This is a genomic window from Halococcoides cellulosivorans (genome assembly GCF_003058365.1).
In the GTDB taxonomy this organism is placed as follows: Archaea; Halobacteriota; Halobacteria; order Halobacteriales; family Haloarculaceae; genus Halococcoides; species Halococcoides cellulosivorans.
In genome coordinates this window covers 1977262-2001845 of the sequence record NZ_CP028858.1, presented here as the reverse complement: position 1 = coordinate 2001845, position 24584 = coordinate 1977262, and the positions used below count along the sequence as shown (strand labels likewise).

Below are 24584 nucleotides of genomic sequence, written 5' to 3'. Positions count from 1 at the left end.
GGGTCTCACAGACAGTTTCACCCCGCTACGCGAGAGCCTTTAGGCGCGCTCACGAAACCACTCGTAACGAATGGCTCGTGCGGAAAACACCGACGTCGTCGACAGTTTCGAGACGTTCTATCGGGAGTACTGCCGGGACGACATTGGGGACCTCGCCCAGAAGTACCCCACCGAACGGAAGTCCCTGTTCGTCGACTATCAGGAGCTCTACCGGTTCGATCGCGATCTGGCGGCCGACGTCCGCGACCGGCCCGCTCAGCTTCGCGAGTACGCCGAGGAGGCGCTCCGCCTCTACGATCTGCCGATCGACGTCTCGCTCGGGCAGGCCCACGTCCGTTTCGAGAACCTCTCCGAGACCACGGAGATCCGGGAGATCCGGGCCGACCATCGCGGACGATTGCTCGCAGTCCAGGGCATCGTCCGGAAGGCCACCGACGTCCGCCCGAAGATCACGACCGCCGCCTTCGAGTGCCAGCGCTGTGGCACGCTCACCCGCATCCCCCAGGGCGACGGCAGCTTTCAGGAACCCCACGAGTGCCAGGGCTGTGAGCGCCAGGGCCCCTTCGAGATCAACTTCGATCAGTCGGAGTTCGTCGACGCCCAGAAACTGCGGGTTCAGGAGTCCCCCGAGGGCCTGCGCGGCGGCGAGACGCCCCAGGCCATCGATGTCCACATCGAAGACGACGTGACTGGCGAGGTCACCGCCGGCGACAACGTTCGCGTGACCGGCGTGCTCCACCTCGAACAGCAGGGCAACGATCGCGAGAAATCGCCGCTGTTCGACGTCTACATGGAGGGGATGACCGTCGCCATCGAGGACGAGCAGTTCGAGGAGATGGACATCACCCCCGCGGACAAAGAGCGCATCGTCGAACTCGCGAACGACCCCGACATCTACGACCGGGTCGTCGACTCGATCGCGCCCTCGATCTACGGCTACGACGAACAGAAACTCGCGATCGCACTGCAACTGTTCTCCGGCGTGACGAAGAACCTCCCCGACGGCTCGCGAATTCGCGGCGATTTACATTTATTACTGATAGGTGATCCGGGTACTGGGAAGTCGCAACTGCTTCAATATATTCGAAATATCGCTCCACGATCAGTATACACGTCCGGGAAGGGGGCATCGAGCGCGGGACTCTGTGTCACAGGCGACACGCGGATTCATACGAACGATGGCTTTCGCCGGATCGATTCGATCGTCGAGTCTGACCTCCCTGACCCTGTGGATCGCGAGACGAGCGTCCCACGGTCGATCGATGTCCAGACGTTCGGTCGCGAGGACGGAACGATGCAGACGGCGGCTTCCTCGCACGTCTGGCGAATGCCCGAGAAGCCCTGCCGACGCATCGAGACGAACGGCGGCCGGGAACTCGAAGCGTCGGTGAATACACCCGTGTTGACCTGCGGGGAGAACGGACTCACGTGGACACCGATCTCGGAGATCGAATCCGGCGATTACGTCGCGATGCCGGACTACGACGACCTCGATCGGGAGGCCGTTCCAGTTCGAGACTACCTCGACCTCCGGACCGAGAAACTTCTGCTGACTGACGACACTGTCGAGTGGTTTCGGGAGCGTCTGACTGACGAGTTCGGCACGCTTCGGGACGCGGCGGCTGCACTCGACCTCTCGGAGGATTTCATCTATCTCCACCTGAAGAACCGCCACGTCCCGATGGAGAAGCTCGACCGGATGCTCGACGCGATCGGAGCGACGCGGGCCGACGTCGAGTTCGACCAGCTCATGTGCCGACACGGCGATAGCGTCACGATACCCGAGACGTTCGACGGCGATCTCATGTATCTGCTGGGCCTGGTCTTCGGCGACGGCGACATCGCTCTCGACCGCCGTGACGGCAATCGGGGGATGGTTCGACTCTCGAACGGCGACGAACAGATTCTCCAGCGCGCACAGGACATTTTCGAGACGAAATTCGACTATCGGCCGGAGATCGAACGCCAGGACGATCGGGTGCCGTCTATTCGGGTCCACAGCGCGACTATCGCTCGACTGTTTGCCAATGCAGGCATGTCGACCCCAAAGACTGGCCTGGAACTCGATTCCCGATTGACCACTGCGAGCGACGCGGACGCGTTCCTTCGGGGACTGATGGACGCGGACGGGTCGGTCTCGGGCCGCGACGATGGCGGATCGAGCGTGCTCCTCTCGACGATCAGCGAGGCCCTTGGCGAGCAGGTACAGTTCATGTTGGACACCTATGGCGTGCAGGCCGGCGTCCGCGAGCGCGATCGGCGTGGGACGGCCGAACTCGCAGACGGACGCACGATCGAGTCTCGTCACGTCCAGTATTACCTGGAGATCTACGGGGCCGACATCGACCGGTACGCCACGGCGGTCGGGTTCGAGATCCCCGAAAAACAGGCTGCACTCGACTCGATTGTCGGCGAGCGACGTCGACGCGATAAACGCGTGCCTGTCGGGGCAGCGCTCGCAACCACTGGCAGTTCGTCGAGTGAATTTTACCACAATCTGAACCGCGGCGATCATCCGGGGCGCGAGCGGGCGCGATCGATCCTCGACGAGGTCGATCTCGGCGAGGCTGAACCGGTCGTCCGCGAAGCGGTCGAGGCGGACCTCCGCTGGGACGAGGTCGTCGCTGCTGTCGACACCGGGGAAAAAGAACTCTACGACCTGACTGTTCCCGAGACACACAACTTCGTGGGCAATGGGATCGTCACACACAACACTGCTGCCGCTGTGAGAGACGACTTCGGTGACGGCCAGCAGTGGACGCTGGAGGCTGGCGCGCTGGTTCTTGCCGACCAGGGTATCGCCGCCATCGACGAACTCGACAAGATGAAATGTGTGACTGGCGACACCCTCGTTCAGTTCGGTGATCGGGTCGCCCGGGTTCGTGATGTCGCACACGAGGCGGCACGCGACGGGACGATCGAACCGCTCGACAACGGGCGGACGATTCGAGAGTGTGATCTCGACGTGTGGACGATGACCGAGTCCGGTCGAATCGAACGGCGGCCGGTGACGGCGATCCACGAGTACGACGCTCCGGAGACGCTGATTCGCGTAACTCTCCAGAGTGGAGCGACACTGACGACGACGCCCGATCATCCGTTCATGCTCCGTGATGACTCCGAACGGATCGAACGCGAGGCAGCGGCCCTCCAGTGCGGTGATCGCGTTCTCGTTCCGGACTCGTCTCCGGTGGCGACCGATGGGGGTCTCGTCGAGTCACCACCGGCGACAGGCGATCCGATCACCGATCCGTCTGGGGTCTCGTCCAGTCCTGTCGCGGCCACCGAAACGATCGATCGAGAGGCTGTCGCCGCGGACCACGTCTACGACCTCACCGTCGCCGGGACCCACAACTACGTGGCCAACGGGATGGTCGTTCACAACTCCGAAGACCGGTCCGCGATGCACGAGGCATTGGAACAACAGTCCATTAGTATCAGTAAAGCAGGAATTAACGCCACGCTGAAATCCCGGTGTTCGCTGCTCGGCGCGGCCAACCCCAAGTACGGCCGCTTCGACCAGTACGAACCCATCGGCGAGCAGATCGACCTCGAACCCGCGCTCGTCTCGCGGTTCGATCTCATCTTCACCATCACCGACCAGCCCGACCCCGACGAGGACGCCGAACTCGCTGACCACATCCTCACGACCAACTACGCGGGCGAACTCGAAACCCACCGGACGAAAGCCGCGACGCCGAACCACGGCGCGGAGGCCGTCGAAGCGGTCACCGAGGACGTCGAACCCGCGATCGATCCCGAACTCCTCCGGAAGTACGTCGCCTACGCCAAACGCTCGTGTTTCCCGACGATGACCGACGAGGCCCGCGCCCACCTGCGAGACTTTTATGTCGATCTGCGGACCTCGGGGGCCGACGAGGACGCGCCCGTGCCGGTCACGGCCCGGAAACTCGAAGCGCTGGTCCGCCTGGCGGAGGCCTCGGCCCGCGTCCGACTGGGCGATCAGGTGACCGACGCCGACGCACACCGCGCGACCGACATCGCGAGCTACTGTCTCGAAGACATCGGGATGGACCCCGAGACGGGCGAACTCGACGCCGACGTGATCGAGACCGGCCGCTCGAAATCCCAGCGCGACCGTATCAAGAACATCAAGGGCATCATCGCGGACATCGAAGACGAGTACGACGAGGGCGCCCCCGTCGACGTCGTGATCGATCGGGCCGAGGAGGCCGGGATGGAGCCGTCGAAAGCCGACCACGAGATCGAGAAGCTGAAACAAAAGGGCGAGGTGTACGAACCCCGGACCGATCACCTCCGGACGACATAGCGTCGGCGGCCGGATCTCGGTGGAGAAATAGCGTCGGGCCATCCCCGATCGGCTGTCTATCGGGGAAGTCCGTCGCCATCGTTTTTACGTTCGATGACGTAGCGTGACGTACGATTACAATGCCGGTCGATTTCGAGTCGTACACGCCGACCGACCTGCCGGACGAGGACACTCATGGCCGGCGGATTCTCGAATTTCTCGCCGAGAGCCCCGATCTCGGATACCGGCCGAGCGAACTCGCAACGGAACTGTCAATTCCACGTGGCAGTGTCGGAACGACGCTTCGGCGACTCGAACAGCGTGGGTTCGTCCGTCACAAGGGTGAGGTCTGGGCGATCAACGTCGAAGCGTACGATGCCCACACCGCCAGTCGGATCGGACTCCAGGCTGTCGCGGACCAGTTCGAGGGCGATTATTACGATCGCACCGACGACTGGGACGCTGACCTTCCGGATCTCGACGCCGACCGGCCGAGCGACGAGTGATGTATCGTCGAGGCACCGTCGTGGTCGCGGCGGACCCGTTTGGAACGACACCGCGCCGACCGTATCTGGTCGTCAGCGACGATACGCATCCGTTCGCCGGGGAACAGTGCATCGCCGTGGGGATCTCGACCAAGTCGTACGACGAGTCGATCCCGCTCGCGGATGCATTCGTCGAGGGGCGACTCGATCGCGAGTCGTTCGTCGCTCCGTGGGCAGTGGTGTCGCTCCGTGATGCGACCATCGACAGAGCAGTCGCTCGGGTCTCGGAGGCCGTCACTGACGCGACCGTCCGTCGGATGGCCGGGTACGTCGACGATCGAAACGCGTCGGCAGACTCGGCACGTCAGTAATTGGGGAGTGATATCACACCGTCGGCACGGGCACTTCGTCGAGCACGCGCTTGATCACGGCAGCCTTCGAGACGCCGTCGACGCGCGCTTCGGGCGTGAGCACGACGCGATGGGCGAGCGCGGGGCGGGCGACCCACTTCACGTCGTCGGGGGTCACGTAGTCTCGCCCGGCGATGACGGCCCGGGCCCGCGCGAGTTCGAGAAAGCGCTGGGTCCCACGGGGTGAGACGCCGACTTCGGCGTGGCGGTGCTCGCGAGTCGCCCGCGTGATCGCGACCATGTAATCGAGCACGTCGGGGTCGACACGCACGTCTTCGGGGACCGCGCGCAACGCCGTGACCTGCTCGCGGTCGAGCACGCTTTCGACGCTCGGACTCTGTTCGGTCCGACCCAGCCGTCGGTCGAGCAGTTCGCGCTCGCCGTCTGCGGTGGGATAGCCCATCGAGGCCTTGATCCCGAACCGATCGACCTGGGCCTCCGGGAGTTCGAAGGTGCCCTCCATCTCGACGGGGTTCTGGGTCGCGATGACGAAAAACGGCTCCGGGAGGTCGTGGGTGTCGCCGTCGACGGTGACCTGGCCCTCTTCCATCGCTTCGAGCAGTGCGCTCTGGGTCTTCGGCGGCGCGCGATTGATCTCGTCAGCGAGCACGACGTTCGCGAAGATCGGGCCCTTCGAGAACTCGAAGCTACGATCCTGCTCGTTGAACACGTGCGTCCCGGTGACGTCCGCGGGGAGCAAATCGGGCGTGAACTGGATGCGCGAGAAACTCAAGCCGAGCGTCGTGGCGAGCGTCCGTGCGGTGAGTGTCTTCCCGGTCCCGGGCACGTCTTCGAGGAGGACGTGACTCCGGCCGAGCACGCCGACGAACACGGTCTCCAGAAACCGCCGGTCGGTGATCACTGCCGAACTGATCTCGTCGAGAAGGTCCTGCGTGGTCGCCTGGGCAGTCGCGACGTCCATACCGATCCATTCGAGTCGTGACACTTAGGCGCTTGTATCTGGATCGTCGAGCGCGGCGGGGACGACGGCGACGAGCGCCCCGAGGACGAGGATGACGGCGATGCCCGCCCGCCACTGCGGGACGCCGTCTACAGTCGGCCCGACGAGTGCGACGGCGGCCGTCCCGACGAGGATGCCGAGTGCGCCGACGGCGACGGCGATCGCGGCCCCGACGAGTTCGGCCCGCTGGGTTCGCGCGTCGGCTCCCAACGCTCCCAGATCGACCGCTCGCGATCCGACGTCCCAGACGACGAGTCCCGCGGCAGCGACGCCGAGGACGACCGGCGTCGGGATCGATCCCGCGGCGACGACCGCGGCGACGATCAGCGCGCCACTCCCGATCGCGAGTTCGGTCCGTTCGGGCCGGCCCGGTGCGAGCATGCCGACGAGTGCGATGGTGAAGACGAGACCGACCTGTACGGCGACGACGCCCAGTGCGACCCCTGCGAGGACGCCCGCGACGCCGAACGCCCCAGACAGGACCGGACTGGTGTCGGCGACGACCGATCCGATCGGTGGAATCGCGCCGACGACGAAGGCCAGCACCGCGACGAGGACCCCGCCAGCGGCGTTCGCCACCGTCAGCGTCGGTCTCGCGCCGGCCCAGGCCACGACGCTCCGCCGGACCGCTTCGACGGCCAGGATCGCGAGCAGAACTGTGAGGCCGATCCCAACGAGGAGGTGTACCAGGCCGGCCGTCAACAGCCAGCCAATCGCCGTGCCGATCAGGGGCAGTTCGCTCAGCAGGCGGACGAGCAGTTCGGGCGCGACGATCACGACGACGACCGCGACGGCGACGAGCACCGCGTTCGATCTGAGTGTCGTCCAGAGCGAGTCTCGGTCGGGATCGACGCCCAGCCATTCGAGCGGCCGATACGCCCGGTCGGTCCAGGTTTCGAGCGTCGCGGTCGCCGGGCCGACCACGATCAGCACCGCGGCGAGTTCGAGGAGCAACACGATCGATCCGGTGGCGGGGGTCGTGATCGTCGCGGTCGCGACGCCGGCGACGGGGCCGATCGCCGCGCCGAGATGGAGGCCCACCATCGAGACGAGCTGTGTCGCGACGAGCACGATGCCCAGGTCACGGGCGGCGCCCAGCCAGGCCCGATCGAGGCCGTTCCTGTCCAGGTCTGGCCCACGCTCGACCAGGCCGACGATTCCGACGACGAGGACGGCGACCGTCGCGAGCGTGGCGGTGATCGAATTCCTTACCAGGGGCGCCCAGATCAGGCCACCGCCGGCCAGCAGGCCGACGCTGCCGAGCGCCCGATGGGCGAGTCGGTCCGAGCGAACGACCGAGAGCGCGCCGACGAGGACGAGCGCGCCCCCGAGGCCGGCGATCGTCGCCACCGGCGCACCGATTCCGACCGCGAGGCCGGCGACCGTCGCGACGACGAGCGCGATCGTCCCGCCCGACCGCGAGACACTATCCCTCATCGCGACCACCCGTGTCGTGCGGCGTCGAGGGTGCGTTCGAGGGGGTCGTCGGCCCGCCAGTCGAGCACCTGGACGCCCGACCGGCGCGCCCGATCGATGCGGCGCTGGCGGGCGATGCGTTCGACGGTGCCGCCGACGGTCGCGGGATCGGTCACCGACGGGCTGAGCAGCGTCACCGGGTGGTCGGCCGCACGGAACGCTCTCGCCATGGTGAGGGCGTCGTCGTCGAGCAGCGGCGAACAGACGACGACCTGTGCGTCGGCCGGCAGGTGGTTTCGAACCGCCCGGAGCGAGTCGAGAGCCAGCCCCGACGAGGTTCCGTCGAGCAGGCGCTCGGCTCGAATCGCCTGGTCACGCCCCGCGCCCGGCGCGAGATAGCCCGTGCGCTCCCCGACGGTCGCGACGCCGACCCGGTTGTGGTCGTCGAGCAAGCCGTCGACGACGCGCTCGGCGGCCTGTCTGGCGAGCGTTCGGCCCGCTGGCTCGTCGGGCCCCCGCCGCTGGGTGGTCGAGGCCGTCGTGTCGAGGACGACCACGACCGACGCCGCGCGGGTCTCGCGGAACTCGATCGTCCGCAGACGGCCATCGCTGGCGAGACGGTTCCAGTCGACACGCGAGAGCGGGTCACCCGAGCGGTAGGCTCGCACCGAGTGGAATTCGATGCCTTCGCCGCCCGTGTCCGTCTGTTCTTGCCCGGTGTACGCCGTCGTCCGCTGGGCGAGTGGCACGTCGACCGGCGGTGCGCGGCAGTGCCACTCGGTCCGCGCGGTCGTCTCGACGGTCTGGCGGCGCCGTCCGTTCGCGGAGACACACTCGATCGTCGGCGGATCGATCACCGTCCGTCCTGGTCGGGCCCGCAGTGTATACGACAGCGTCACCGACTCGTCCGGTCGGAGACTACTCGCGCACGCGGTATCGCCGTCCAGGGGCGTGAGTTCTTCGGGGAGTGACTCCCGAATCCGCACGTCGGTGAGGACGCCATCCCCGCGATTGGTGACGACGAGGACGACTGCCACGCGCTCGCGGGGCCGCGGGGCCCGCGGTTCGATCCGGCGCTCGACCTCCAGATCGGGATCGAGGGCCGTCTCCGATCGCCCGTAGATCGCGAACGCCGCGCCGACGACGGCGATCATCGCGATCCCGGGCTGGCGGGTCAGAATGCCCGCCGCGACCGCGATCAGCGCGACGGCGATTCCCGAAGCGGCGAGATCTCGGCTCACGGGCGCTCGACCTCCGTGTCGATGTCACGACGCGCGGCGATCTCCGCGACGGTCGCGCGGGCCCGCCGTTCGGTCGGCGGACCGAACAGCCAGTCTTCGATCCGCACGTCCAGCGGTGGGCGCTCGTCGTCGGCCAGAAACGCCGCCGCGCGCGGGTCGTCGGTCCACGTTCCTCGGGCGACCCGCTCGCCGGCTGCCGCGCGCGAACACTCGTCACGCGCGGCGATCGTCGCGACCGCGAGTTCGGTGAGTCGGCGTCGGACGCGGTGGCGATCGGTCCGGACGGGGACGCCCTCGCTCGACCCCTCGCGCAGGCGATCGAGTGACGCCTCGATGTCGCCGCCGGCGACAGCGAGATCGAGGCCGTCGTCGGGCCGTCGACTACGATGGGACAAGCGATGGCTCGACAGGCCGGCCAACAGCATCTCGACGCCCGGGCCTCCGGACGCGGCGAGCGCGGCGACGGCACTCAGACCGACGAGCGCCGCGCTCGCGGTCAGCAGCCACTCCTGGCGTGCGATCGCCCACCCGAGGGTCTGGGCCGCAGACGGCAGCGGAACCACGAGGACCGCGACCGCCGCGAGGAGCAATCCCCCGCTCACCAGTTCACTCCAGGTCCGGAGTCTCATCGGTCGCCCTCCTGACCCGCGATGCGCTCGTAGGCATCGATCGCTGTCGTGCGCAACCGCTCCTCGGAGTGGCCGCCGTAGACGACCGCCCGGAAGGCGTCGGTGATCGTTCGGACGGGCGTTGCCGGGAGGCCCCGATCGACCGCGATCTCCGCGATTTCGACGGGCGTTCGGCTGTCGGGGACGTACCCGATCGCGTCGCGAAGCCCCTGCCAGGCCTCTTCGACGCTCGTCGGTCGCCAGGGCTCCTCGTCGGCGTCGCTGACGTCCTGCTCACGGACCGGATCGGTGTCCGGGGTCGCGTCGACGCGATCGGTGTGCGCGCCGACGCCGGCGAGTGCGGTCCCGAGCCCCGACATCGCCCCTGCGAGTCCGCCCAGCAACTCGGCGGGGAGCACGACGAGTCCCGCGACTCCACGACCCAGCGCGGTCAAGAGTGCTCCGCTGGACCGGGTCAGCCCCCGCCCGAGCACGGTGAGGCTGTCGAGGACGTGCTCGGTGGTGGCGGCCGCCCCGACCGTCCCGACCATCGCGGACTGGGCGATCGACTGACTGGCGCCGAAAACCGACACGCTCGGAATCGGGAGGCGCACGAATCCCGGCCAGCCGCGGTACTTGCCTTCGACGGAGAGAACACACCCGACACCGACGGCGACGACGCTCGCGATCAGCCACCCCAGCAGACCTCCGAGGACGCCGGCGGGCCCCGTTCCGTCGTCGGTGTCGGCGGCCGCGGCCTCGTCGGTCTCGGTGGTCGTTCGCTCGCGCTCGCGATCCTCGGTGGCGTCCGTGTCGGTTTCGGTCCCGGCGCTCGTCGCCTGCGGCGTCGGCGTCGCCGTGGGCGTCGAGGTGTCCGTCGCGGCCGGGGTCTCGCTCTGATCGACGCCTCCGGGCCCGGTGTCGGCGGTGCCGACGGGTGAGGGGCCAAGCCCCGCCGGCGGAATGAGCAACACCAGCAGGACTGCGGCCAGTCCCGCGATCGCGACGGGCCAGAGGTGGCGACGATCGGTCACAGTATCGAGTGACCATCACGGTCACATATAGATGTTTATTACCTGGCCCGACGACCGTGCGGTATGTCGCGACTCCGGCGACGCATGGCGACGACGCTGGCCGCGCTCACCGTCCTCGATATCGTTGTCGCGGTCGTGCTCGCGGCGCTCACGGTGCCGTGGGTCCGCCCGGCCGTCGATGCGCTGACTCGCACTGCGGGCCTCCCCCGACTCCCGGCCGCCGTCGTGCTGGTCGGCCTCATGCCGATCGCCGCACTCGCACTCGCCGTGCTTGCGCTCTCGGTCGCGCGTCACCGCCTGCTCGACGACCTTGACGCGACGCCCGCGACCGAGGGGAGCCATCCCGCCCTGCTCGATCGCGTCCGACGACTCGCTGCTCAGGCCGACGTTCCCGTCCCTGCGGTGGTGATCGTCGACAGCCCGGTGCCCAACAGCGCGCTCGTCGGCGGGATCGGCGGTGGCACCCTGCTCGTCAGTACGGGACTGATCGATGCCCTCGACGGCGACGCTCTCGACGGCGTGCTCGCCCACGAACTCGCCCATCGCCAGAACCGGGACGCGGTCGTGATGACGGTCGTGAGTCTCGTGCCCGCGCTGGTCGACGACCGGCGGGTTCTGCCCGACCTGACGAGTCGGCGGTGGCCCTGGCTGGTCGCCGGCGGCCTCGGACTCGCGCTCACGGCGGCGCTCGTCGACGCTCCACTGGTCAGTCCGACGACACTGGGTGCGTTCGTCGTGCTTACGACGCTCACGATCGTGCTGGGGAGCGTCTTGCTCGGCGTGCTCGCGGTCCCGGTGACGGTCCTGGCCCGCCGGCTCGCCCGCGATCGGGAACTGGCCGCCGACCGCGCGGCGGCGTTGCTCACGGGCGATCCCGCCGCGCTCGCACTCGCGCTCGAACGGCTGGACGACCGTGCGGATCGGCCGACGACCGATCGTCGGGCCGACGGGGTCGCCGCGCTCTGTCTGCTCGCGCGTGGGTTCGGTGACGAGTCCGACCGAGACGGTCTCGGTTCCGACCCCGCGTTCACCATCGAGACGCACTCCCATCCGCCGACCGAGCGCCGGATCGAGCACTTGCGCGAGATCGCCGCGGAACTGGAGCAGGGCGGGGTCGACCGCGAGGCGGCAGTGTAGACGACGGGATTCCTCACTGACCGGACGGACCCCTGCCCTTCTTGGCTGTACGGGCCGTCGCTCTATGCGATGGATCCGGAGTCGATCCCGGGGGTGGGGCCGAAGACAGCGGCAGCGCTGGCCGACATCGACGACCCAGAGCGGGCGCTCCGGGAGGGCGACGTCGCGGCGATCGCGGCCGCGCCCGAGATCACGCCCGCTCGCGCGGCCCGCATCGCTCGCAGTGCGATCCAGGCGCGCCACGACGAGTCGGGCGACGTGCTCGCGACCGATCGAGCGACGGAGATCCACCGCTCGATTCTCGACTTGCTCCAATCGCGCGCCGTCACGGACGCGGGCCGCCAGCACCTCCGCACGCTGTATCCCAGTACCGCGCGATCGCGCATCGACAGCGTCCGCGAGCGCGTCGAGCGCGCGATCGACCGCGAATATCCCGACGACCTGTCGAGCGACCTCGCGGCCGTCCACCCACGCGCCGAGGCCGCGACCGTCCGGGTGCGCGAGCGGTGTCTCGCGACCGGTGACGCCGAACGGTACGCCGCCGCGACCGAACGGTTCCCCGAGATCAGCGTCGAGACCGTCGCGGATGCCCGCGAACTCGCTGACCTCGCGGAGGGGTATGCGACCGTGATCGCGCTCGATCGGGCCTTCGGCGGCCTCGACATCGAGGGCGACGTGCGGGTTCGACCCGATGCGCTCGACGATCCGGTCGCGGTCGTCCCCGAGCGCGTGCTCGCGACCTTCGGCGCGAACCGCGACGCGTTGCGGGCGGCGATCGCAGTCCACCGCCGGGTCGGGCTGGATCCGCCCTGTGATCTCGACGCACTCGACGCCGCTCTCGACCAGATCGACGCCGACGGGTCGGTCCGGCCGGGGGCGGAGATCGAGCGCCTCGAACGCGCGATCGAGGGGTTCGACGACGCGGTCGGGGCCGCCGAGCAGACCGCGACCGATCACCTTCGCGCGGCGATCGAGGATCGGGACGTCACCATCGAGGGTGCGGACCTCCTCTCGCTGGCCGAACGCGGTGCGGGCGTCGACACCGTCCTCGAACGCGAGTTGGGCGACGCCTTCGACGCCGCGGTGAGCGCGGGCCGGTCGGCGATCGTCGACCGTCTCGACCTCGAATCGCGGGCCGACCGTGTCGACCGGGCGCTGCCCGACGAGCCGACCTACCCGATCGCGTTCGAGGAGTCGGTCCTCGCGGATCTCCGCGCGGAGCTTCGTGCCGCCCGGGATCGTCGTCGCCTGGAGCGCACCCGCGAGGTCGCTCGCGAACTCGCCCCGTTCCGCGAGGCGATCGATCCGCTGCTCGACGCCGCGCTCGCGGTCGACGTCGACCGCGCGATCGCGCGCTTCGCCGCCGAGTACGACTGTACGATGCCCGAAATCGAGGGCGCTGGGACCGAGGGGTCGGGCATCGACATCGTCGGCGGGCGGAATCCACTGCTCCCGGAAGCGCCGGGCGGAGTCGACCCGGTCGACTACACGGTCGCAGGCGTTCGCCTCCTGTCGGGGGTCAACAGCGGTGGGAAGACCTCGACGCTCGACCTGATCGCGACCGTCACCATCCTGGCCCAGATGGGCCTGCCCGTCCCCGCCGACCGCGTGCGGACGCCGATCGTCCCGTCGATCAACTACTACGGCAAACACCGCGGGACACTCGACGCTGGGGCCTTCGAGAGCACACTCCGGGAGTTCGAAACGCTGATCGACGACGCCGGTCAGGGCGCGCTCGTCCTCGTCGACGAACTCGAAAGCATCACCGAACCCGGGGCGAGCGCCCGCATCGTCGCGGGCATCTGTGAGGCACTCGCTGATCGTGAGACGACCGCGGTGTTCGTCTCCCATCTCGCCCGTGAGATCCGTGAGGAAACGACGATCGAGATCCAGGTCGACGGCATTCAGGCGGTCGGTCTCGACGACGGCGACCTCGTCGTCGAGCGCTCGCCCGTCGAGGGCGTCCTCGCACGGTCGACGCCCGAACTCATCGTCGAGAAACTCGCTGACGAGACCGATCGCGCCTTCTACGATCGGTTGCTCGGGAAATTCGAGGCCGCGAGCGGCGACTGACCTGTCGAATGCCGCCCAGCATCGATCGTGACCGACGCGTGGTGCCCTGCCCGTGAAGGGCGTGACGCGCGAACTGTAGGTCGTGACGCGCGACCCGTGAGAACGCAGCCCTCACCTCGCCCGACGTGGAGTCACCGACTCGGTGGCGGACGTCTATCGCGTTCGAAAACGACGTACTCGTGTGGTAATTGATCTCAGTTCCACCCGAAACGAAGGGGTTCGGGCCGTCCATCTCTATATCTCTCCAGAGTGATCCGGAGGACCGGGGAATCGATCTCAATGCTGAATCTTCTGGGCCAGATCGGGTCGGCCCCCGTCGACGGGGTCCCTCTGAGGCGTGGCCGCCACCAGCACGCGCCGCGAGCCGCGGGCGGCCACCCTGGCGGGAACGTATTTCAACGGACGGGACGTAGTTTGCGAGCGGATGAGCGAGGACGAACGGCGGATCCTCGAATCGGCGGGCGACTACTGCCGTGTCGATCCGTCCGCCACGACGGCGCCGTCCTGGCGGTCCTGCCAGGTCGTCCTCACCTCGAAACGGATCGTACTCGATCGCGGGGAGTCCTCGACGGCGCTCCCGCACGCGAAAGTGCGCGCCCCCGAGACGATACCCGACGTCGTCGACGATCGAGAGACGCTCGTCCTCTCGGTCGGTGAGTCGCTGGTCGCGATCGAGGCGACGGACGTCGACGACTTTCCCGAGCGGTACTACCGCGCGAACCTCGACGGGACGGTGTTGCTCGCCCGGCCGCGAGCGGTGATCGGTGGGGTCGTCCAGGACGACACCACCTATTCGAAGGCCAAACTCGCCGTCGAGGCCGAGACCCTGACGCTGCAGTTTCCCGGTGGCGATCGGGAGGTGATCCCCGTCGACGCCATCGAGGGCGTCGAAGACCGCGAAGAGACGGTCCAGGGCGAGACCCGCCCCGTGCTCGCCGTGGCGTACACCGACGACGACCGCCGGATCGAGACGCAGGTCTCCGGGACGTCGCGGCACACCTCGATCCTGGGCGCGCTCTGTCGGGCGGCGTTCGCAGACGGCGACGACGCCGCGTTGACCGATCACGAAAAACAGGTGTTGATGGCGCTGTATTCGGGTGTCGCGCCCTTCGAGATGGCCGATTTCGTCGGGATCACAGTCGACGAGGTCGAATCGATCTATCAGGACTTGCTGGAGAAGGGCGCCGTCGACGAGGTCCGCACCCGCACGGAGGTCGCGCTCAACGGGACGGGGCGGAATCTCGCGAGTCAGGCGATGAACGAGGAGTGACGCGATTCTCCGGGCCCGAGAGCGTCCGGACGACTCTTGTGTGCGGACGCCCGACCGACGACCGTGCATTCGGAGGGCTGTCGACGGTGTGCGCGTGGGGCCGTGCTGACCCTGTTCGTCACCGGTCGGTGTCCCAATCGTGGCTGCTTTTACTGCCCGCTGGGCGCCGAGCGCCGGACTGCCGAACATGCGTTCGCGAACGAACGACGGGTCGAGTCGGTCGCGGACGTGCTCGCGGCCGCCGAACGCATGGACGCGCTCGGGACGGCCGTGACCGGGGGCGAACCGCTCTCGGTGCTCGATCGGACCACCGAGTACATCGACGCGCTGGTCACGGAACGCGGCCCCAACCACTACGTTCACCTCTACACCGGCGAGACGGGCGATCGGGAGTCCTTCGAGCGCCTCGCCAACGCGGGCCTCGACGAGATTCGATTTCACCCGCCGATCGACGTGTGGGGCGAGTTGCGTGGCGGTCCCTGGGAGGCGGCCCTCGAACAGGCTCGCCGAGCGGGCCTGCGTCCCGGCTTCGAGATTCCCGGCATCGAGTACGAACCAGAATTCATCGACCTCTGTACCGACGGCCCTGCGGAGTTCGTCAACGTCAACGAGTTCGAGGTCAGCGCCGGCAACGCCGCCGCGATGCGCGCGCAGGGACACAGTGTTGCCGACGAGGGCAACCGCGTCGAGGGCCTCGAATCGGTCCTCGACCGGTATCGCGACCACGACGTGGTCTTCGCGTGTACCAGCCAGTTCAAAGACGCGGCCCAGCACCGCAACCGGATGAAACGCACCGCCGAGCGCGTCAGCCGTCCGTTCGAGGAAGTGACCGACGACGGAACGATCGTGGTCGGGCGGACCGCAGCGGAGCCGGAACGCCTCCAGGAACTGGGCGTGCCCGCGGAGTTCTACGCCGTCGACGACGATCACGTCGCGATCGCGTGGTGGCTGCTCGAAGAGATGGTCGCGGACGGCGACCTCCCTGGGGGCGCGATCGTCGAGGTCCATCCGACCGTCGAGCGCCCGGTCGTCGAGCGCACGCCGCTGTAGACCGGGCCAAGGCGCAAACGTTTACTGCCCGCCTGAGCTATCGTTGATACCATGGCGGAGTGCCCGCTCGCCGACGACTGCCCGCAGTACACCGAGCGGATCGAGGGCATGGGCTGCCAGCACTACGGCGACCGGGGTGGGGCCGAATGGTGCAAGCATTTCAATCAGCCCATCAGCGATCTCAAGTCCCAGCCGGTCCAGCTCGGTGAGGAAGTCGTCGTCGACGTCGAAGACATCCACGAAAGCGGTGCGGGCGTCGGTCGAACCGAGGACGGATTCATCGTCCTCATCGACGGCGTGCTGCCCGAGGCCAGATCTCGCGTCCGAATCACGAACGTCCATTCGAATCACGCTCGCGCCGAAGAGGTCGAGCGCCTCGAACTCGACGCCGACGAGGCCGACGACGCGGACGACGGTGACCAGATCAGCGATTCCGACGCGGACACGACCGACGAGTCCGTCGAAGAGGGGACCCGACTCGGCAGTCGCGACAACTTCTGGGGCTCGTAGGCGGCCGACTGCCGGTATTTTCCGTCGCTCGAAATCGGGGGTTGGAGCGTCTCGTTCGCAGCGTCACTGCCCGGCGAGCCAGAGGAGGCCGGTCCCGATACCGAGGACCGCGACCACGCCGACGAGACGGATCAGCGTGATCACGACCGTCGGGTCGGTGTTCCAGGGCTGTCCGGCGAGCGTTCCGAGCGCAGTGAGAACGAGAAACACGCCGACGAGGACGCTGTAGATGCCGAGTCGGTCGTCGACGTACTGGTCGATCCTGGCCATGTGTGCAGCGTCGTCGAACGCCCGGATAAATCGACCGATCGGGGACTCAGTCCTCGGGACTCCATCGCTCCAGGCGGCCCGCGTCGAGGTCGGCCAGACAGCCCTCACAGTCCGGGTGGCCCGCCTCGAAACACGCGGGTCGCCCTGCACCGTCGAGGTCGACCTCGCGGCGCTCGGCGTGGCGCCGACAGACCAGGCCGATCCGCTCGGCGTCGGGGCGGTTTTGCCGTGAGCGCTCCTGGCCCTCCTCGAACGCCCGCCGCGTCTCTTCGAGACGGCGGCCCGCCGAGCGAGCGTGTTCGCGGAGCCAGTCGGGCAACGCTCCCATCGGCGGGCCTACCCGCCCGAGCGGGAAAGACCTCTCGACGCCGGCGGGGTCTCGCTGCTGGTCGAACGGCGTGGCGCGCGTTCCGCCACCCCTCGCGGCGCGACGCGTATTTTCCGTCGCCCCTGACGGCGCGACGCACACTTCCACTCCGGTGATGGCCGACCTTTTTGAACACCCGTCTCCAAGCCCGTCTGTCTCCCGGGAAAAACAGAGTGGAGACACCAACCCATGACCGATTTGCGCACCCAGGCAGAGGCGATTCAGGAGCGATTTGCCGACGCGCTCGATCTCGACGTCGACGAGATCGAACAGCGTCTCGAAACACTCGTCGAAGAGTACTCGGTGCCCGTCGAGGAGGCCCGTCGGAGCGTCGAGAGTAGTTATCGCGACGAGGCGGACCTCGACGACGAGGACCTCTACAGCGGCAACGAGTCCGTCACGGTCGCGGACGTCGACGCCCCCGAAGAGTGGGTCGACATGCGCGTCCGCGTGGCCGACCTCTGGGAGCCCCGGAGCGATTCGGTCGCCCAGGTCGGCCTCCTCGGTGACGAAACGGGGACGATCAAGTTCACCAAGTGGGCGAAATCCGAGCTTCAGGACCTCGAGGAAGACGCGTGTTACGAACTCAGCAACGTCGTCACCGACGAGTACGAGGGCCGATTCTCGGTCAAACTCAATCGGACGACGACGATCGAAGCCATCGACGAGGAGATCGAGGTCGGCGACGATAGCGAGACCGTCGAGGGCGCGATGGTCGACGTCCAGTCGGGGAGCGGTCTGATCAAGCGCTGTCCCGACGAGGACTGCACGCGCGTCCTCCAGAACGGCCGGTGTTCCGAACACGGCGAAGTCGAGGGCACGTTCGACCTGCGGATCAAGGGCGTCCTCGACGACGGCGAGACCGTCAGCGAAGTCCTGTTCGATCGGGAGGCCACCGAGGAGTTGACCGGCATCACGCTCGACGAGGCCCAGGACATGGCGATGGACGCCCTCGATACGTCGGTCGTCGTCGAGGAGATGGCCGCCGACGTGCTCGGGCGGTACTACCACGTCGAGGGCCCGACGATCGGACGGTATCTCCTGGTCGATGCGTTCGAACGCCTGGGTGCCCCCGGGACAGCCGACGACGTGCTGGTCCAAGCGAGGTCGATGCAATGAGCACTACGCCCACTCGCGAAGTCGCGCGCCGCGTCTTCGCCACGGAGTTCAACGACGCCACGGTCACGTTCAAGGAATCGGACGACGACCGCGCTCCCGTCTATGCACTCCTCCCGACGGGCCAGCGCTCGAACCGCGTCTTCATCGTCGGGACGCTCACCGAGACCGAAGACGTCGGCCAGGACAGCGAGTACTGGCAGGGCCGGGTCGTCGACCCGAACGGCGACCCCTTCTTCGTCTACGCCGGCCAATACCAGCCAGACGCCGCGAGCGTGCTGCGCGACATCGAACCGCCGGCGTACGTCGCCGTCGTCGGTAAACCCCGCACCTTCGAGACCGACGACGGGACGGTCAACGTCTCCGTCCGGCCGGAGTCGATCACCGAGGTCGACGAGGGGACGCGCGACCGGTGGGTGATCGAGACCGCCCAGCGCACGCTCGACCGGATCGAACACTACGAGACCGCCGCCGGAGACGAGTACGTTCGGATGGCCCGCGAGGAGTACGAGGGGCCGATCGAGAACTACCGCCGGGCGGTCGTCGAAGCGCTGGAGAATCTCGACACCGAAGACGCGACTGCGCCGGCGTAGGGCGCTCCCCTGTTCCCGTACTTCGTCACTTCGACGAGGATCGAACTCCCCGAGGGCAGCGTGTCTGACGAACCGTTAAGTGCGAGGACGACGACATTCTCGTAGCGATGGGCAACAAGAACAAGACGATCTCCTTTCGGGTCAGCGAGGCGAAGTTCGAGGCCCTGCGGGAGATCGCGGAGTCTCGGGACCTCTCGCTGTCTGCGATGTTTCGGGACTACGTCGACAAACTCGTCGACCACGACGGACAGGTCGAGGTCGTTTCCGAGGGAGACGCGAGCGAGGTCGACGGTTCCTTCCCACCGAAAGTCGAGGTGCCGAAGCGGTTCATCCGCGAGCACGAACGCCTCGAACTCGAAGCCGATCACCTCCGCGAGCAACTCGAAGAGTACAAACGCTACGTCGCGCAGTTGGAAGAGGGCACCGACGACGTGGTCCACCTCGAAGACCTCGACGCGGGCGACGAGGGATCGGCCTACCGCATCGAGACGGACCTCGACGACACGCCGTTTTGATTGGCGCGGTGGTGCTCGGCCGTCCTCACCCCACGAGATCGTCGCGTCGTGATCGGGCCGCGTCCGCGACCTCGTCGCGACCGTCGACGTCTGCGAGTGCCGAGACCGCTTCGAGCGTGCGGACACTCTCGTCGAGGAATCCGAGCACGTCGCCGCTGTAGGCCGTGAGCATGTAGTCGTCTTCCATCACGTCGACGATGGCGTCCGGACCCAGGCCGCTCGCGCGCAGGTCCAGCAGGTACTCGACGAAGGCCCGCTCGCCACAGCCACAGTGGGGTGCGCCTTCACAGTCACAGACCAGAAAGTCCTCTGCGAACGCTTCGAGGCGGTCGCGCGTCGCATCGTCGACCTCTGCGAGCCCCTCGCGGGCGTAGAACGCGTCGAGAGTCGCCCCAGCGAACGCGCGCTTGGGGATCGACGTCTCCAGCTGTGACTGGATCTGGCGGTGATTTTTCAGCTGGATGCGGTCGGTGATCGCCACACCCGTCCTCGGGCCGGGACGACAAAAAGCGCCTCGGGATCGGCCGGGACAGGTCCCGGCCACGGTGGCGCCGTGCGCTCGCGGTGTCGTGTCGAAACCTATTTGCCCCGCGCTGGAATACGAACGAATGCCTCAGCGCGTCCGGGTTGGGGTAGTGGCATCCTTGAGCCTTGTGGGGGCTCAGAGGCGGGTTCAATTCCCGCACCCGGACCTCGATTTTTTCGTGACGGTTGGCCCAGCGAGTCCAGGGCTGGATGAGAAGATTCTTCCGCGATCCGGCCCCCCGTTCGGACATGGGAACGTACACAGTCGCAGGAACCTACGAGGACCGAGCGGGCGACCGCTCGTTCGAGACAGCAATCGACGCGCCCAACGCCGATGTCGCGACCGAGCGCGCGTTCGCGACGATGGGGTCGCGACACGGCCTCAAACGGACGGAGATGACCGTCGACACCGTCGAGGAGGCCGCACAATGAGCCAGGGTCAGGGCCGCCAGCAGCTCCAGCAACTCGTCGAGGCCATCGAGGAGATCGAATCCGAGCAGAACACCATCCGCACGGAGATCCAGGCCCACCGCGAGGAACAGGGCGACATCGACGACGCCATCGAGGCGATCGAGTCCCTGGACACCGACGAGTCCGTGCAGGTCCCGCTCGGCGGGGGCGCGTACGTCCGCGCGACCATCGAGGACATCGAGGAGATCGTCGTCGAGATCGGTGACGGCTACGCCGCCGAGCGCGACGCCGACGGCGCCGTCGAGACGCTCGAACTCAAACAGGACGCCCACGACGCCCGGATCGACGACCTCAACGACGACATCGACGCGCTCGACGAGGAGAGTCAGGAACTCGAACAGCGCGCCCAGCAGATGCAACAGCAGATGCAACAACAGCAGATGCAACAGCAGATGCAACAACAGCAGGCCTCCGAAAACGACGAATAGCCGATGTTCGACGGGCTCAAAGACCGTCTGTCCTCCTTTACCGAGGACGTCGACGACGACATCGAGGAGCCTGACGCCGACGCCGCGGCCGAGGACGCCGACGCCCCACCGACCGAAGCGTCCGCTGACGAGGAGCCGTCGCCACCGTCAGAGGCCGACGCGTCGGCAGCTGCCGACGCCGAGACCGCGCCGGACGACGACGGTGCCGAAACCCCGGCCGCTACGGACGCCGATCGGGCCGAAGACGCGGACGGTGCGGACGCCGAAACTGGAGCGGACGCCGAGACGTCAGTCGAGGCGGACTCCGACGCCGAGGCCGACGACGGTCGCGGCCTGACCGAACGGGCCAAACTGTTCGCCAGTGGCAAGACCGTCGTCGACGAGGACGACCTCGCAGGCCACCTCGACGACCTGGAGTTCGCCCTCCTCGCGAGCGACGTCGAGCTGTCGGTCGCCGAGCGCATCATCGACCGCGTCGAAGCGACGCTGCTCGGTGAGACGCGCCGTCGACTGTCGAGTACGGGCGATCTGGCGCGGGATGCACTCCGGGAGGCACTCTACGACACGCTCGACGTTGGCGATCTGGACTTCATCGAGGCGATCGAGGCCGGCGACGACCCCGCCGTGGTCGTCTTTACGGGTGTCAACGGCGTCGGGAAGACCACGACCATCGCGAAACTCGTCCGGTATCTCGACCGGGCGGGCTACTCGTCGGTCGTCGCCAACGGCGACACGTTTCGCGCGGGCGCGAACGAGCAACTCATCGAGCACGCGGAGGCGCTCGACGTCGAGTGCATCCACCACGAGCAGGGCAGCGATCCCGCCGCGGTGATCTACGACGCCGTCGAGTACGCCGACGCCCACGACGTCGACGTCGTGTTGGGCGACACCGCCGGTCGACTCCACACGAGCGACGATCTGATGGCCCAACTCGAAAAGATCGACCGCGTCGTCGAGCCCGACCTGACGCTGTTCGTCGACGAGGCGGTCGCCGGGCAAGACGCCGTGAATCGCGCGCGGGAGTTCGACGACGCCGCCGCCATCGACGGGACGGTGCTCACGAAAGCCGACGCCGACGCTCAGGGCGGCGCGGCCATCTCGATCGCACAGGTGACCGGCCGGCCGATCCTCTTTTTGGGCACCGGGCAGGGGTACGACGACCTGGAGGCGTTCGACCCCGAAGCCATGGCCGACGATCTCGTCGGTGAGTAGGTTCGGCCGGCGGTCCCGACCTCAGTAGCCCGGCCGATCGCGGTCGGGCGTGGCTGACGAGGCGTTCGGGAGCGCAGTCTCGACCCACGCCGGGCGGCCGACGGTCGTCGATCCGACGCCGTCGATCTGCGTCGTCTCTCGAATCTGGATGCGGTCGCCGTCGCTCTCGACGAGCGTGTACTCCAGGTCGATCGCACGAATCAGGCCGGCGTTCGACACGTCGAGGACGAGCGTCGCCGATCGAACCGTGGGTGCCGACCAGAAGTCGGTCACGCCGTCGCCGGCGGGATCGGCGCGTGCTTCGATCCGGACGCCGCTGGCCTGGGGCTCGATACTCGTCACGGTGAGGTCCGCGAGCGCGCCCGCAATCCGCGAGCGGCGCGTCGACTCGATCGGGAGCGCCCACCGTGCCGGCTCGGTTTGATGATACAGCGTCGTCTGGTTGTACTCGCGGACGACGACCGACTGGCCGTCGCCGGCCCAGTATCGCGAGCGCTGGGCCCAGGCGTACGCCGTCAATCGGCCGCTGGCCCGAACGTCCATTCGGTACTCCCCGTCAGCCGCGCCGAACCCCGCGTCGACCCCGAGCGTGCCGACGGTCTCGCCGTGCTGCCGCTCGGTCCGGTTCACTCGCAGGGCGAACGATCGATTCGCGAGGGCGCGCTCGTGAGCGTCGAGCAACGCCTCGGCGTCGACGCTGTCGGTCCGGGTGGAGACGCCGGGCGGGTCCGTCGAGCCGATATCGACCGGCGTGACGGTGTCGGTCGGCGCATCGCTCGGCAGCGAACAGCCCGCCAGTGCGACGACGAGGGCGGTCGTGACCACTGTCGCCCGATACCGGTCCATCGGTGGGGGTTGGACCCGGACCCACTTCACTCCGGGCGGTCGGCGGGCAGTCCTGGATCCGATCGTGGCGCGCCCGCGGCGAGCACGCGCACCGGATCGCTCGCGCTCGCGGGGTTGTACGGCCGATGTGGACTGTCGGCCTCCGCGACGAACACCTCGCCGGCAGGGACGGTCCGCTCGCCCTCGGCGGTCTCGACGGTCAACGCGCCGTCGAGCACGTAGAACGCCTCTTCGCGGGTCGCGTGGCGATGGTACGATCGCGCCAGCGATTCGCCGGGTGCGATCGTGTACACCGTTAGCGCGAGCGCGTCGAGTCCGACGGCCTCGTCGATCGAGCGTCGGTCGCACGAAAAGTCGTCGGTCGCCGCGAGATCCGCCGGATCGATCTGTGCGTAGCCCATGCCGGTCGGTCGCACGGCATCGAAAAGAGCGCCGCGATCAGGGACAGTTCCCGGCGGCGACCGCCGCGGCGAACCCGGCCCGTGCGGAGGGGCAGCGCGGGCGAAACCCAAGTGATCGGAGTCGATCTCCCGCGACGCGTTTCTGGGCGCGGATTCGCGCCCCGCGATCACCGTTCGGGTCGTCGAGCGCGTCGATGCGCTCGGCGACGCTTCGTTTCGGGGGTTGGGGCCGACCACACTGCTCGGCCAACCAGTCCGCGAAGCGGTGTTTCTCGACCGGCGATCCGTCGACGACGTTGACGATGTCGGGCCGGGCGTCGGTCGCGATGAGGTGGGCGATCGCGCCCGCAGCGTCGTCGCGGTGGATCGAGTTGAGCCAGCCCGCGGTGACTGGCCCCTCGACGTAGCGGGCCATTCGATAGCGTTCTGGCCCGTAGAGCCCGCCGAACCGGGCGACGGTGCCGTCGATTGCGCCGCTGCGCTCGCGAGTGATCCGCTCGGCGGTTGCGATCGCCTCGAGTTTCGCGGTCGGCGGGTCGATTTCGGTCGATTCGTCGACCCAGTCGCCGCCGTGATCGCCGTACACGCCGGTCGAGGAGACGTAGACGAGCCGATCGGGTGGGGCTTCGCGCCCGGAAAAGTGGTCGATCGCCGTCCGGAGGCCGTCGACGTGCAGCCTGCGTGCGGCCGCCGCCGTCCGATCGTCGGGCGTCGCGGCGACGACGAGCGCTTCGACGTCGGGGACGCGCGCCAGGCTGTCGGCGTCGGTCAGATCCGCCTGGACGGCGTCGATCCCGGCTCCGCGGACGCGCTCCAGGCCGGCGTCGGAGCGACGAACGCCGACCGCCCGGACCCGCCCCGCGAGGATGCGCCCGAGTTCACAGCCGACCCATCCACAGCCCAGAATCGCGACGCTGTCGATCACGATTCCCGGGCGATCGCCGCGCGCAAACTCGCGAACTCGCCCATCGGGAGTTCGGCTCGCCCTTCGATGGCCTGCTGGAGTTCGGTCGCGGTCCGATCGGTCTCGACCAGCGCCGCCAGCCGATCGACGTCGAGGACCGCGCGTGTCATCCCCAGCAGCAGTCGATCGCGCGCCTCGGCGGCGATCACGTCGGCGTCTGGCTGGTCGGGGTCACAGGCGAGCACGCCCGCGACGGTCTCCAGTGGAATCGGCTCGATCTCGCCCGCCTGGATCGCGTCGAGGGTCACGGCGTCGGCGTCGGTCGCCTCCCGGACGGCCGCGGCCCCGGCGTCGGCGAGTGCGTCGCGGGCCCCGTCGGTCCAGGCGTCGAGGATATGCGCCCGGGACTCGGCGTCGTCGATCGCGTCGGTGTGCATACAGTCGACTGGGCCGTCGGCGGCTTGGGTCTGT

At 68.0% G+C, this 24584-nt stretch carries 26 protein-coding genes; 14 read left to right on the top strand and 12 right to left on the bottom strand.

Features of this window, described 5'->3' with window-relative positions:
- Nucleotides 1-70: 70 nt before the first annotated feature.
- The 3 genes from HARCEL1_RS09990 to HARCEL1_RS09980 all read left to right on the top strand — a co-directional run bounded on the left by HARCEL1_RS09990 (nucleotide 71) and on the right by HARCEL1_RS09980 (nucleotide 5126).
- The gene (locus HARCEL1_RS09990; protein ID WP_108383044.1) at nucleotides 71-4291 is read left to right on the top strand and encodes an LAGLIDADG family homing endonuclease; all 4221 of its coding nucleotides are present in this window, start codon (nucleotides 71-73) and stop codon (nucleotides 4289-4291) included.
- A 119-nt stretch (nucleotides 4292-4410) separates the two neighbouring features.
- Entirely contained in the window at nucleotides 4411-4776 is a 366-nt protein-coding gene (locus HARCEL1_RS09985; RefSeq protein ID WP_108383042.1) for a MarR family transcriptional regulator, read from the top strand.
- A complete protein-coding gene (locus HARCEL1_RS09980) occupies nucleotides 4776-5126 on the top strand; it encodes a hypothetical protein (RefSeq protein WP_108383040.1) in 351 nt (116 codons plus the stop codon). Before HARCEL1_RS09985 ends, HARCEL1_RS09980 begins: the two co-directional genes overlap by 1 nt.
- Nucleotides 5127-5139: 13 nt before the next feature.
- On the opposite strand, the gene HARCEL1_RS09975 is transcribed toward HARCEL1_RS09980, so the two are convergent.
- From HARCEL1_RS09975 to HARCEL1_RS09955, 5 genes are read right to left on the bottom strand one after another with little or no spacing between them, the layout of a single operon-like run.
- The gene (locus HARCEL1_RS09975) at nucleotides 5140-6087 is read right to left on the bottom strand and encodes an AAA family ATPase (RefSeq protein WP_108383038.1); all 948 of its coding nucleotides are present in this window, start codon (nucleotides 6085-6087) and stop codon (nucleotides 5140-5142) included.
- Nucleotides 6088-6111: 24 nt separating this feature from the next.
- The gene (locus HARCEL1_RS09970) at nucleotides 6112-7563 is read right to left on the bottom strand and encodes a DUF7519 family protein (RefSeq protein ID WP_159077082.1); all 1452 of its coding nucleotides are present in this window, start codon (nucleotides 7561-7563) and stop codon (nucleotides 6112-6114) included.
- Entirely contained in the window at nucleotides 7560-8783 is a 1224-nt protein-coding gene (locus HARCEL1_RS09965) for a DUF58 domain-containing protein (RefSeq protein WP_108383033.1), read from the bottom strand. The genes HARCEL1_RS09970 and HARCEL1_RS09965 overlap by 4 nt, the downstream gene beginning before the upstream one ends.
- Nucleotides 8780-9412: a DUF7269 family protein gene (locus tag HARCEL1_RS09960; RefSeq protein WP_108383031.1), complete on the bottom strand. Its 633-nt coding sequence runs from the start codon at nucleotides 9410-9412 to the stop codon at nucleotides 8780-8782. The genes HARCEL1_RS09965 and HARCEL1_RS09960 overlap by 4 nt, the downstream gene beginning before the upstream one ends.
- Nucleotides 9409-10425 (bottom strand): DUF4129 domain-containing protein, encoded by a 1017-nt coding sequence (locus tag HARCEL1_RS09955; RefSeq protein ID WP_108383029.1) that lies wholly within the window; start codon nucleotides 10423-10425, stop codon nucleotides 9409-9411. The genes HARCEL1_RS09960 and HARCEL1_RS09955 overlap by 4 nt, the downstream gene beginning before the upstream one ends.
- 63 nt (nucleotides 10426-10488) lie before the next feature.
- Between HARCEL1_RS09955 and HARCEL1_RS09950 the strand changes: the two genes are divergently transcribed.
- The 5 genes from HARCEL1_RS09950 to HARCEL1_RS09930 all read left to right on the top strand — a co-directional run bounded on the left by HARCEL1_RS09950 (nucleotide 10489) and on the right by HARCEL1_RS09930 (nucleotide 16465).
- On the top strand, nucleotides 10489-11562 hold the full coding sequence (locus HARCEL1_RS09950; RefSeq protein WP_108383027.1) for a M48 family metallopeptidase: 1074 nt from the start codon (nucleotides 10489-10491) through the stop codon (nucleotides 11560-11562).
- A 69-nt stretch (nucleotides 11563-11631) separates the two neighbouring features.
- Complete coding sequence (locus HARCEL1_RS09945) at nucleotides 11632-13635, top strand: MutS-related protein (RefSeq protein WP_108383025.1); 2004 nt, start codon at nucleotides 11632-11634, stop codon at nucleotides 13633-13635.
- Nucleotides 13636-14059: 424 nt separating this feature from the next.
- Nucleotides 14060-14905, top strand: a complete 846-nt coding sequence (locus HARCEL1_RS09940; RefSeq protein ID WP_108383022.1) for a CheF family chemotaxis protein — start codon at nucleotides 14060-14062, stop codon at nucleotides 14903-14905.
- Nucleotides 14906-14968: 63 nt separating this feature from the next.
- Nucleotides 14969-15955: a radical SAM protein gene (locus HARCEL1_RS09935; protein ID WP_108383019.1), complete on the top strand. Its 987-nt coding sequence runs from the start codon at nucleotides 14969-14971 to the stop codon at nucleotides 15953-15955.
- Nucleotides 15956-16006: 51 nt separating this feature from the next.
- A complete protein-coding gene (locus HARCEL1_RS09930) occupies nucleotides 16007-16465 on the top strand; it encodes a TRAM domain-containing protein (RefSeq protein ID WP_108383016.1) in 459 nt (152 codons plus the stop codon).
- A gap of 63 nt (nucleotides 16466-16528) precedes the next feature.
- Here the strand turns inward: HARCEL1_RS09930 and HARCEL1_RS09925 are convergent, their stop codons facing one another.
- Together HARCEL1_RS09925 and HARCEL1_RS09920 are read right to left on the bottom strand one after the other, a co-directional pair.
- The gene (locus HARCEL1_RS09925; RefSeq protein WP_108383013.1) at nucleotides 16529-16735 is read right to left on the bottom strand and encodes a hypothetical protein; all 207 of its coding nucleotides are present in this window, start codon (nucleotides 16733-16735) and stop codon (nucleotides 16529-16531) included.
- Nucleotides 16736-16781: 46 nt separating this feature from the next.
- Entirely contained in the window at nucleotides 16782-17063 is a 282-nt protein-coding gene (locus HARCEL1_RS09920; protein ID WP_108383010.1) for a DUF7091 family protein, read from the bottom strand.
- A 228-nt stretch (nucleotides 17064-17291) separates the two neighbouring features.
- Between HARCEL1_RS09920 and HARCEL1_RS09915 the strand changes: the two genes are divergently transcribed.
- The 3 genes from HARCEL1_RS09915 (at nucleotide 17292) to HARCEL1_RS09905 (ending at nucleotide 19326) form a co-directional block, all read left to right on the top strand.
- A complete protein-coding gene (locus HARCEL1_RS09915) occupies nucleotides 17292-18221 on the top strand; it encodes a replication factor A (RefSeq protein ID WP_108383008.1) in 930 nt (309 codons plus the stop codon).
- Nucleotides 18218-18811, top strand: coding sequence for an RPA family protein (locus HARCEL1_RS09910; protein ID WP_108383006.1), 594 nt, complete (start codon nucleotides 18218-18220; stop codon nucleotides 18809-18811). Before HARCEL1_RS09915 ends, HARCEL1_RS09910 begins: the two co-directional genes overlap by 4 nt.
- A 107-nt stretch (nucleotides 18812-18918) precedes the next feature.
- Nucleotides 18919-19326 (top strand): CopG family transcriptional regulator, encoded by a 408-nt coding sequence (locus HARCEL1_RS09905; RefSeq protein WP_108383004.1) that lies wholly within the window; start codon nucleotides 18919-18921, stop codon nucleotides 19324-19326.
- Nucleotides 19327-19351: 25 nt separating this feature from the next.
- On the opposite strand, the gene HARCEL1_RS09900 is transcribed toward HARCEL1_RS09905, so the two are convergent.
- Nucleotides 19352-19807: a DUF5814 domain-containing protein gene (locus HARCEL1_RS09900; RefSeq protein WP_108383002.1), complete on the bottom strand. Its 456-nt coding sequence runs from the start codon at nucleotides 19805-19807 to the stop codon at nucleotides 19352-19354.
- 293 nt (nucleotides 19808-20100) lie between these two features.
- Between HARCEL1_RS09900 and rpl18a the strand changes: the two genes are divergently transcribed.
- Genes rpl18a through ftsY form a run of 3 tightly spaced genes read left to right on the top strand, consistent with a single transcriptional unit; the run spans nucleotide 20101 to nucleotide 21962 of the window.
- Nucleotides 20101-20283 (top strand): 50S ribosomal protein L18Ae, encoded by a 183-nt coding sequence (gene rpl18a, locus HARCEL1_RS09895; RefSeq protein ID WP_108383000.1) that lies wholly within the window; start codon nucleotides 20101-20103, stop codon nucleotides 20281-20283.
- Nucleotides 20280-20750 (top strand): prefoldin subunit alpha, encoded by a 471-nt coding sequence (pfdA, locus tag HARCEL1_RS09890; protein ID WP_108382998.1) that lies wholly within the window; start codon nucleotides 20280-20282, stop codon nucleotides 20748-20750. The genes rpl18a and pfdA overlap by 4 nt, the downstream gene beginning before the upstream one ends.
- Nucleotides 20751-20753: 3 nt before the next feature.
- Entirely contained in the window at nucleotides 20754-21962 is a 1209-nt protein-coding gene (gene ftsY / locus HARCEL1_RS09885) for a signal recognition particle-docking protein FtsY (protein WP_108382996.1), read from the top strand.
- Nucleotides 21963-21983: 21 nt separating this feature from the next.
- On the opposite strand, the gene HARCEL1_RS09880 is transcribed toward ftsY, so the two are convergent.
- Genes HARCEL1_RS09880 through HARCEL1_RS13370 form a run of 4 tightly spaced genes read right to left on the bottom strand, consistent with a single transcriptional unit; the run spans nucleotide 21984 to nucleotide 24550 of the window.
- Complete coding sequence (locus tag HARCEL1_RS09880; RefSeq protein WP_108382994.1) at nucleotides 21984-22808, bottom strand: DUF7537 family lipoprotein; 825 nt, start codon at nucleotides 22806-22808, stop codon at nucleotides 21984-21986.
- A 26-nt stretch (nucleotides 22809-22834) separates the two neighbouring features.
- Nucleotides 22835-23209, bottom strand: coding sequence for a cupin domain-containing protein (locus HARCEL1_RS09875; RefSeq protein WP_108382992.1), 375 nt, complete (start codon nucleotides 23207-23209; stop codon nucleotides 22835-22837).
- Nucleotides 23210-23246: 37 nt separating this feature from the next.
- Nucleotides 23247-24131 (bottom strand): NAD(P)H-binding protein, encoded by an 885-nt coding sequence (locus tag HARCEL1_RS09870; protein WP_108384220.1) that lies wholly within the window; start codon nucleotides 24129-24131, stop codon nucleotides 23247-23249.
- The gene (locus tag HARCEL1_RS13370) at nucleotides 24131-24550 is read right to left on the bottom strand and encodes a DUF5791 family protein (RefSeq protein ID WP_159077081.1); all 420 of its coding nucleotides are present in this window, start codon (nucleotides 24548-24550) and stop codon (nucleotides 24131-24133) included. The genes HARCEL1_RS09870 and HARCEL1_RS13370 overlap by 1 nt, the downstream gene beginning before the upstream one ends.
- Between the last annotated feature and the right edge of the window lie 34 nt (nucleotides 24551-24584).

Bases quoted from the DNA above. Each gene is read 5' to 3' on its own strand.
- HARCEL1_RS09990 (WP_108383044.1), top strand. From the start codon at position 71: ATGGCTCGTGCGGAAAACACCGACGTCGTCGACAGTTTCGAGACGTTC.
- HARCEL1_RS09985 (WP_108383042.1), top strand. From the start codon at position 4,411: ATGCCGGTCGATTTCGAGTCGTACACGCCGACCGACCTGCCGGACGAG.
- HARCEL1_RS09980 (WP_108383040.1), top strand. From the start codon at position 4,776: ATGTATCGTCGAGGCACCGTCGTGGTCGCGGCGGACCCGTTTGGAACG.
- HARCEL1_RS09975 (WP_108383038.1), bottom strand. From the start codon at position 6,087: ATGGACGTCGCGACTGCCCAGGCGACCACGCAGGACCTTCTCGACGAG.
- HARCEL1_RS09970 (WP_159077082.1), bottom strand. From the start codon at position 7,563: ATGAGGGATAGTGTCTCGCGGTCGGGCGGGACGATCGCGCTCGTCGTC.
- HARCEL1_RS09960 (WP_108383031.1), bottom strand. From the start codon at position 9,412: ATGAGACTCCGGACCTGGAGTGAACTGGTGAGCGGGGGATTGCTCCTC.
- HARCEL1_RS09950 (WP_108383027.1), top strand. From the start codon at position 10,489: ATGTCGCGACTCCGGCGACGCATGGCGACGACGCTGGCCGCGCTCACC.
- HARCEL1_RS09945 (WP_108383025.1), top strand. From the start codon at position 11,632: ATGGATCCGGAGTCGATCCCGGGGGTGGGGCCGAAGACAGCGGCAGCG.
- HARCEL1_RS09940 (WP_108383022.1), top strand. From the start codon at position 14,060: ATGAGCGAGGACGAACGGCGGATCCTCGAATCGGCGGGCGACTACTGC.
- HARCEL1_RS09930 (WP_108383016.1), top strand. From the start codon at position 16,007: ATGGCGGAGTGCCCGCTCGCCGACGACTGCCCGCAGTACACCGAGCGG.
- HARCEL1_RS09925 (WP_108383013.1), bottom strand. From the start codon at position 16,735: ATGGCCAGGATCGACCAGTACGTCGACGACCGACTCGGCATCTACAGC.
- HARCEL1_RS09920 (WP_108383010.1), bottom strand. From the start codon at position 17,063: ATGGGAGCGTTGCCCGACTGGCTCCGCGAACACGCTCGCTCGGCGGGC.
- HARCEL1_RS09915 (WP_108383008.1), top strand. From the start codon at position 17,292: ATGACCGATTTGCGCACCCAGGCAGAGGCGATTCAGGAGCGATTTGCC.
- HARCEL1_RS09910 (WP_108383006.1), top strand. From the start codon at position 18,218: ATGAGCACTACGCCCACTCGCGAAGTCGCGCGCCGCGTCTTCGCCACG.
- HARCEL1_RS09905 (WP_108383004.1), top strand. From the start codon at position 18,919: ATGGGCAACAAGAACAAGACGATCTCCTTTCGGGTCAGCGAGGCGAAG.
- rpl18a (WP_108383000.1), top strand. From the start codon at position 20,101: ATGGGAACGTACACAGTCGCAGGAACCTACGAGGACCGAGCGGGCGAC.
- pfdA (WP_108382998.1), top strand. From the start codon at position 20,280: ATGAGCCAGGGTCAGGGCCGCCAGCAGCTCCAGCAACTCGTCGAGGCC.
- ftsY (WP_108382996.1), top strand. From the start codon at position 20,754: ATGTTCGACGGGCTCAAAGACCGTCTGTCCTCCTTTACCGAGGACGTC.
- HARCEL1_RS09880 (WP_108382994.1), bottom strand. From the start codon at position 22,808: ATGGACCGGTATCGGGCGACAGTGGTCACGACCGCCCTCGTCGTCGCA.
- HARCEL1_RS09875 (WP_108382992.1), bottom strand. From the start codon at position 23,209: ATGGGCTACGCACAGATCGATCCGGCGGATCTCGCGGCGACCGACGAC.
- HARCEL1_RS13370 (WP_159077081.1), bottom strand. From the start codon at position 24,550: ATGCACACCGACGCGATCGACGACGCCGAGTCCCGGGCGCATATCCTC.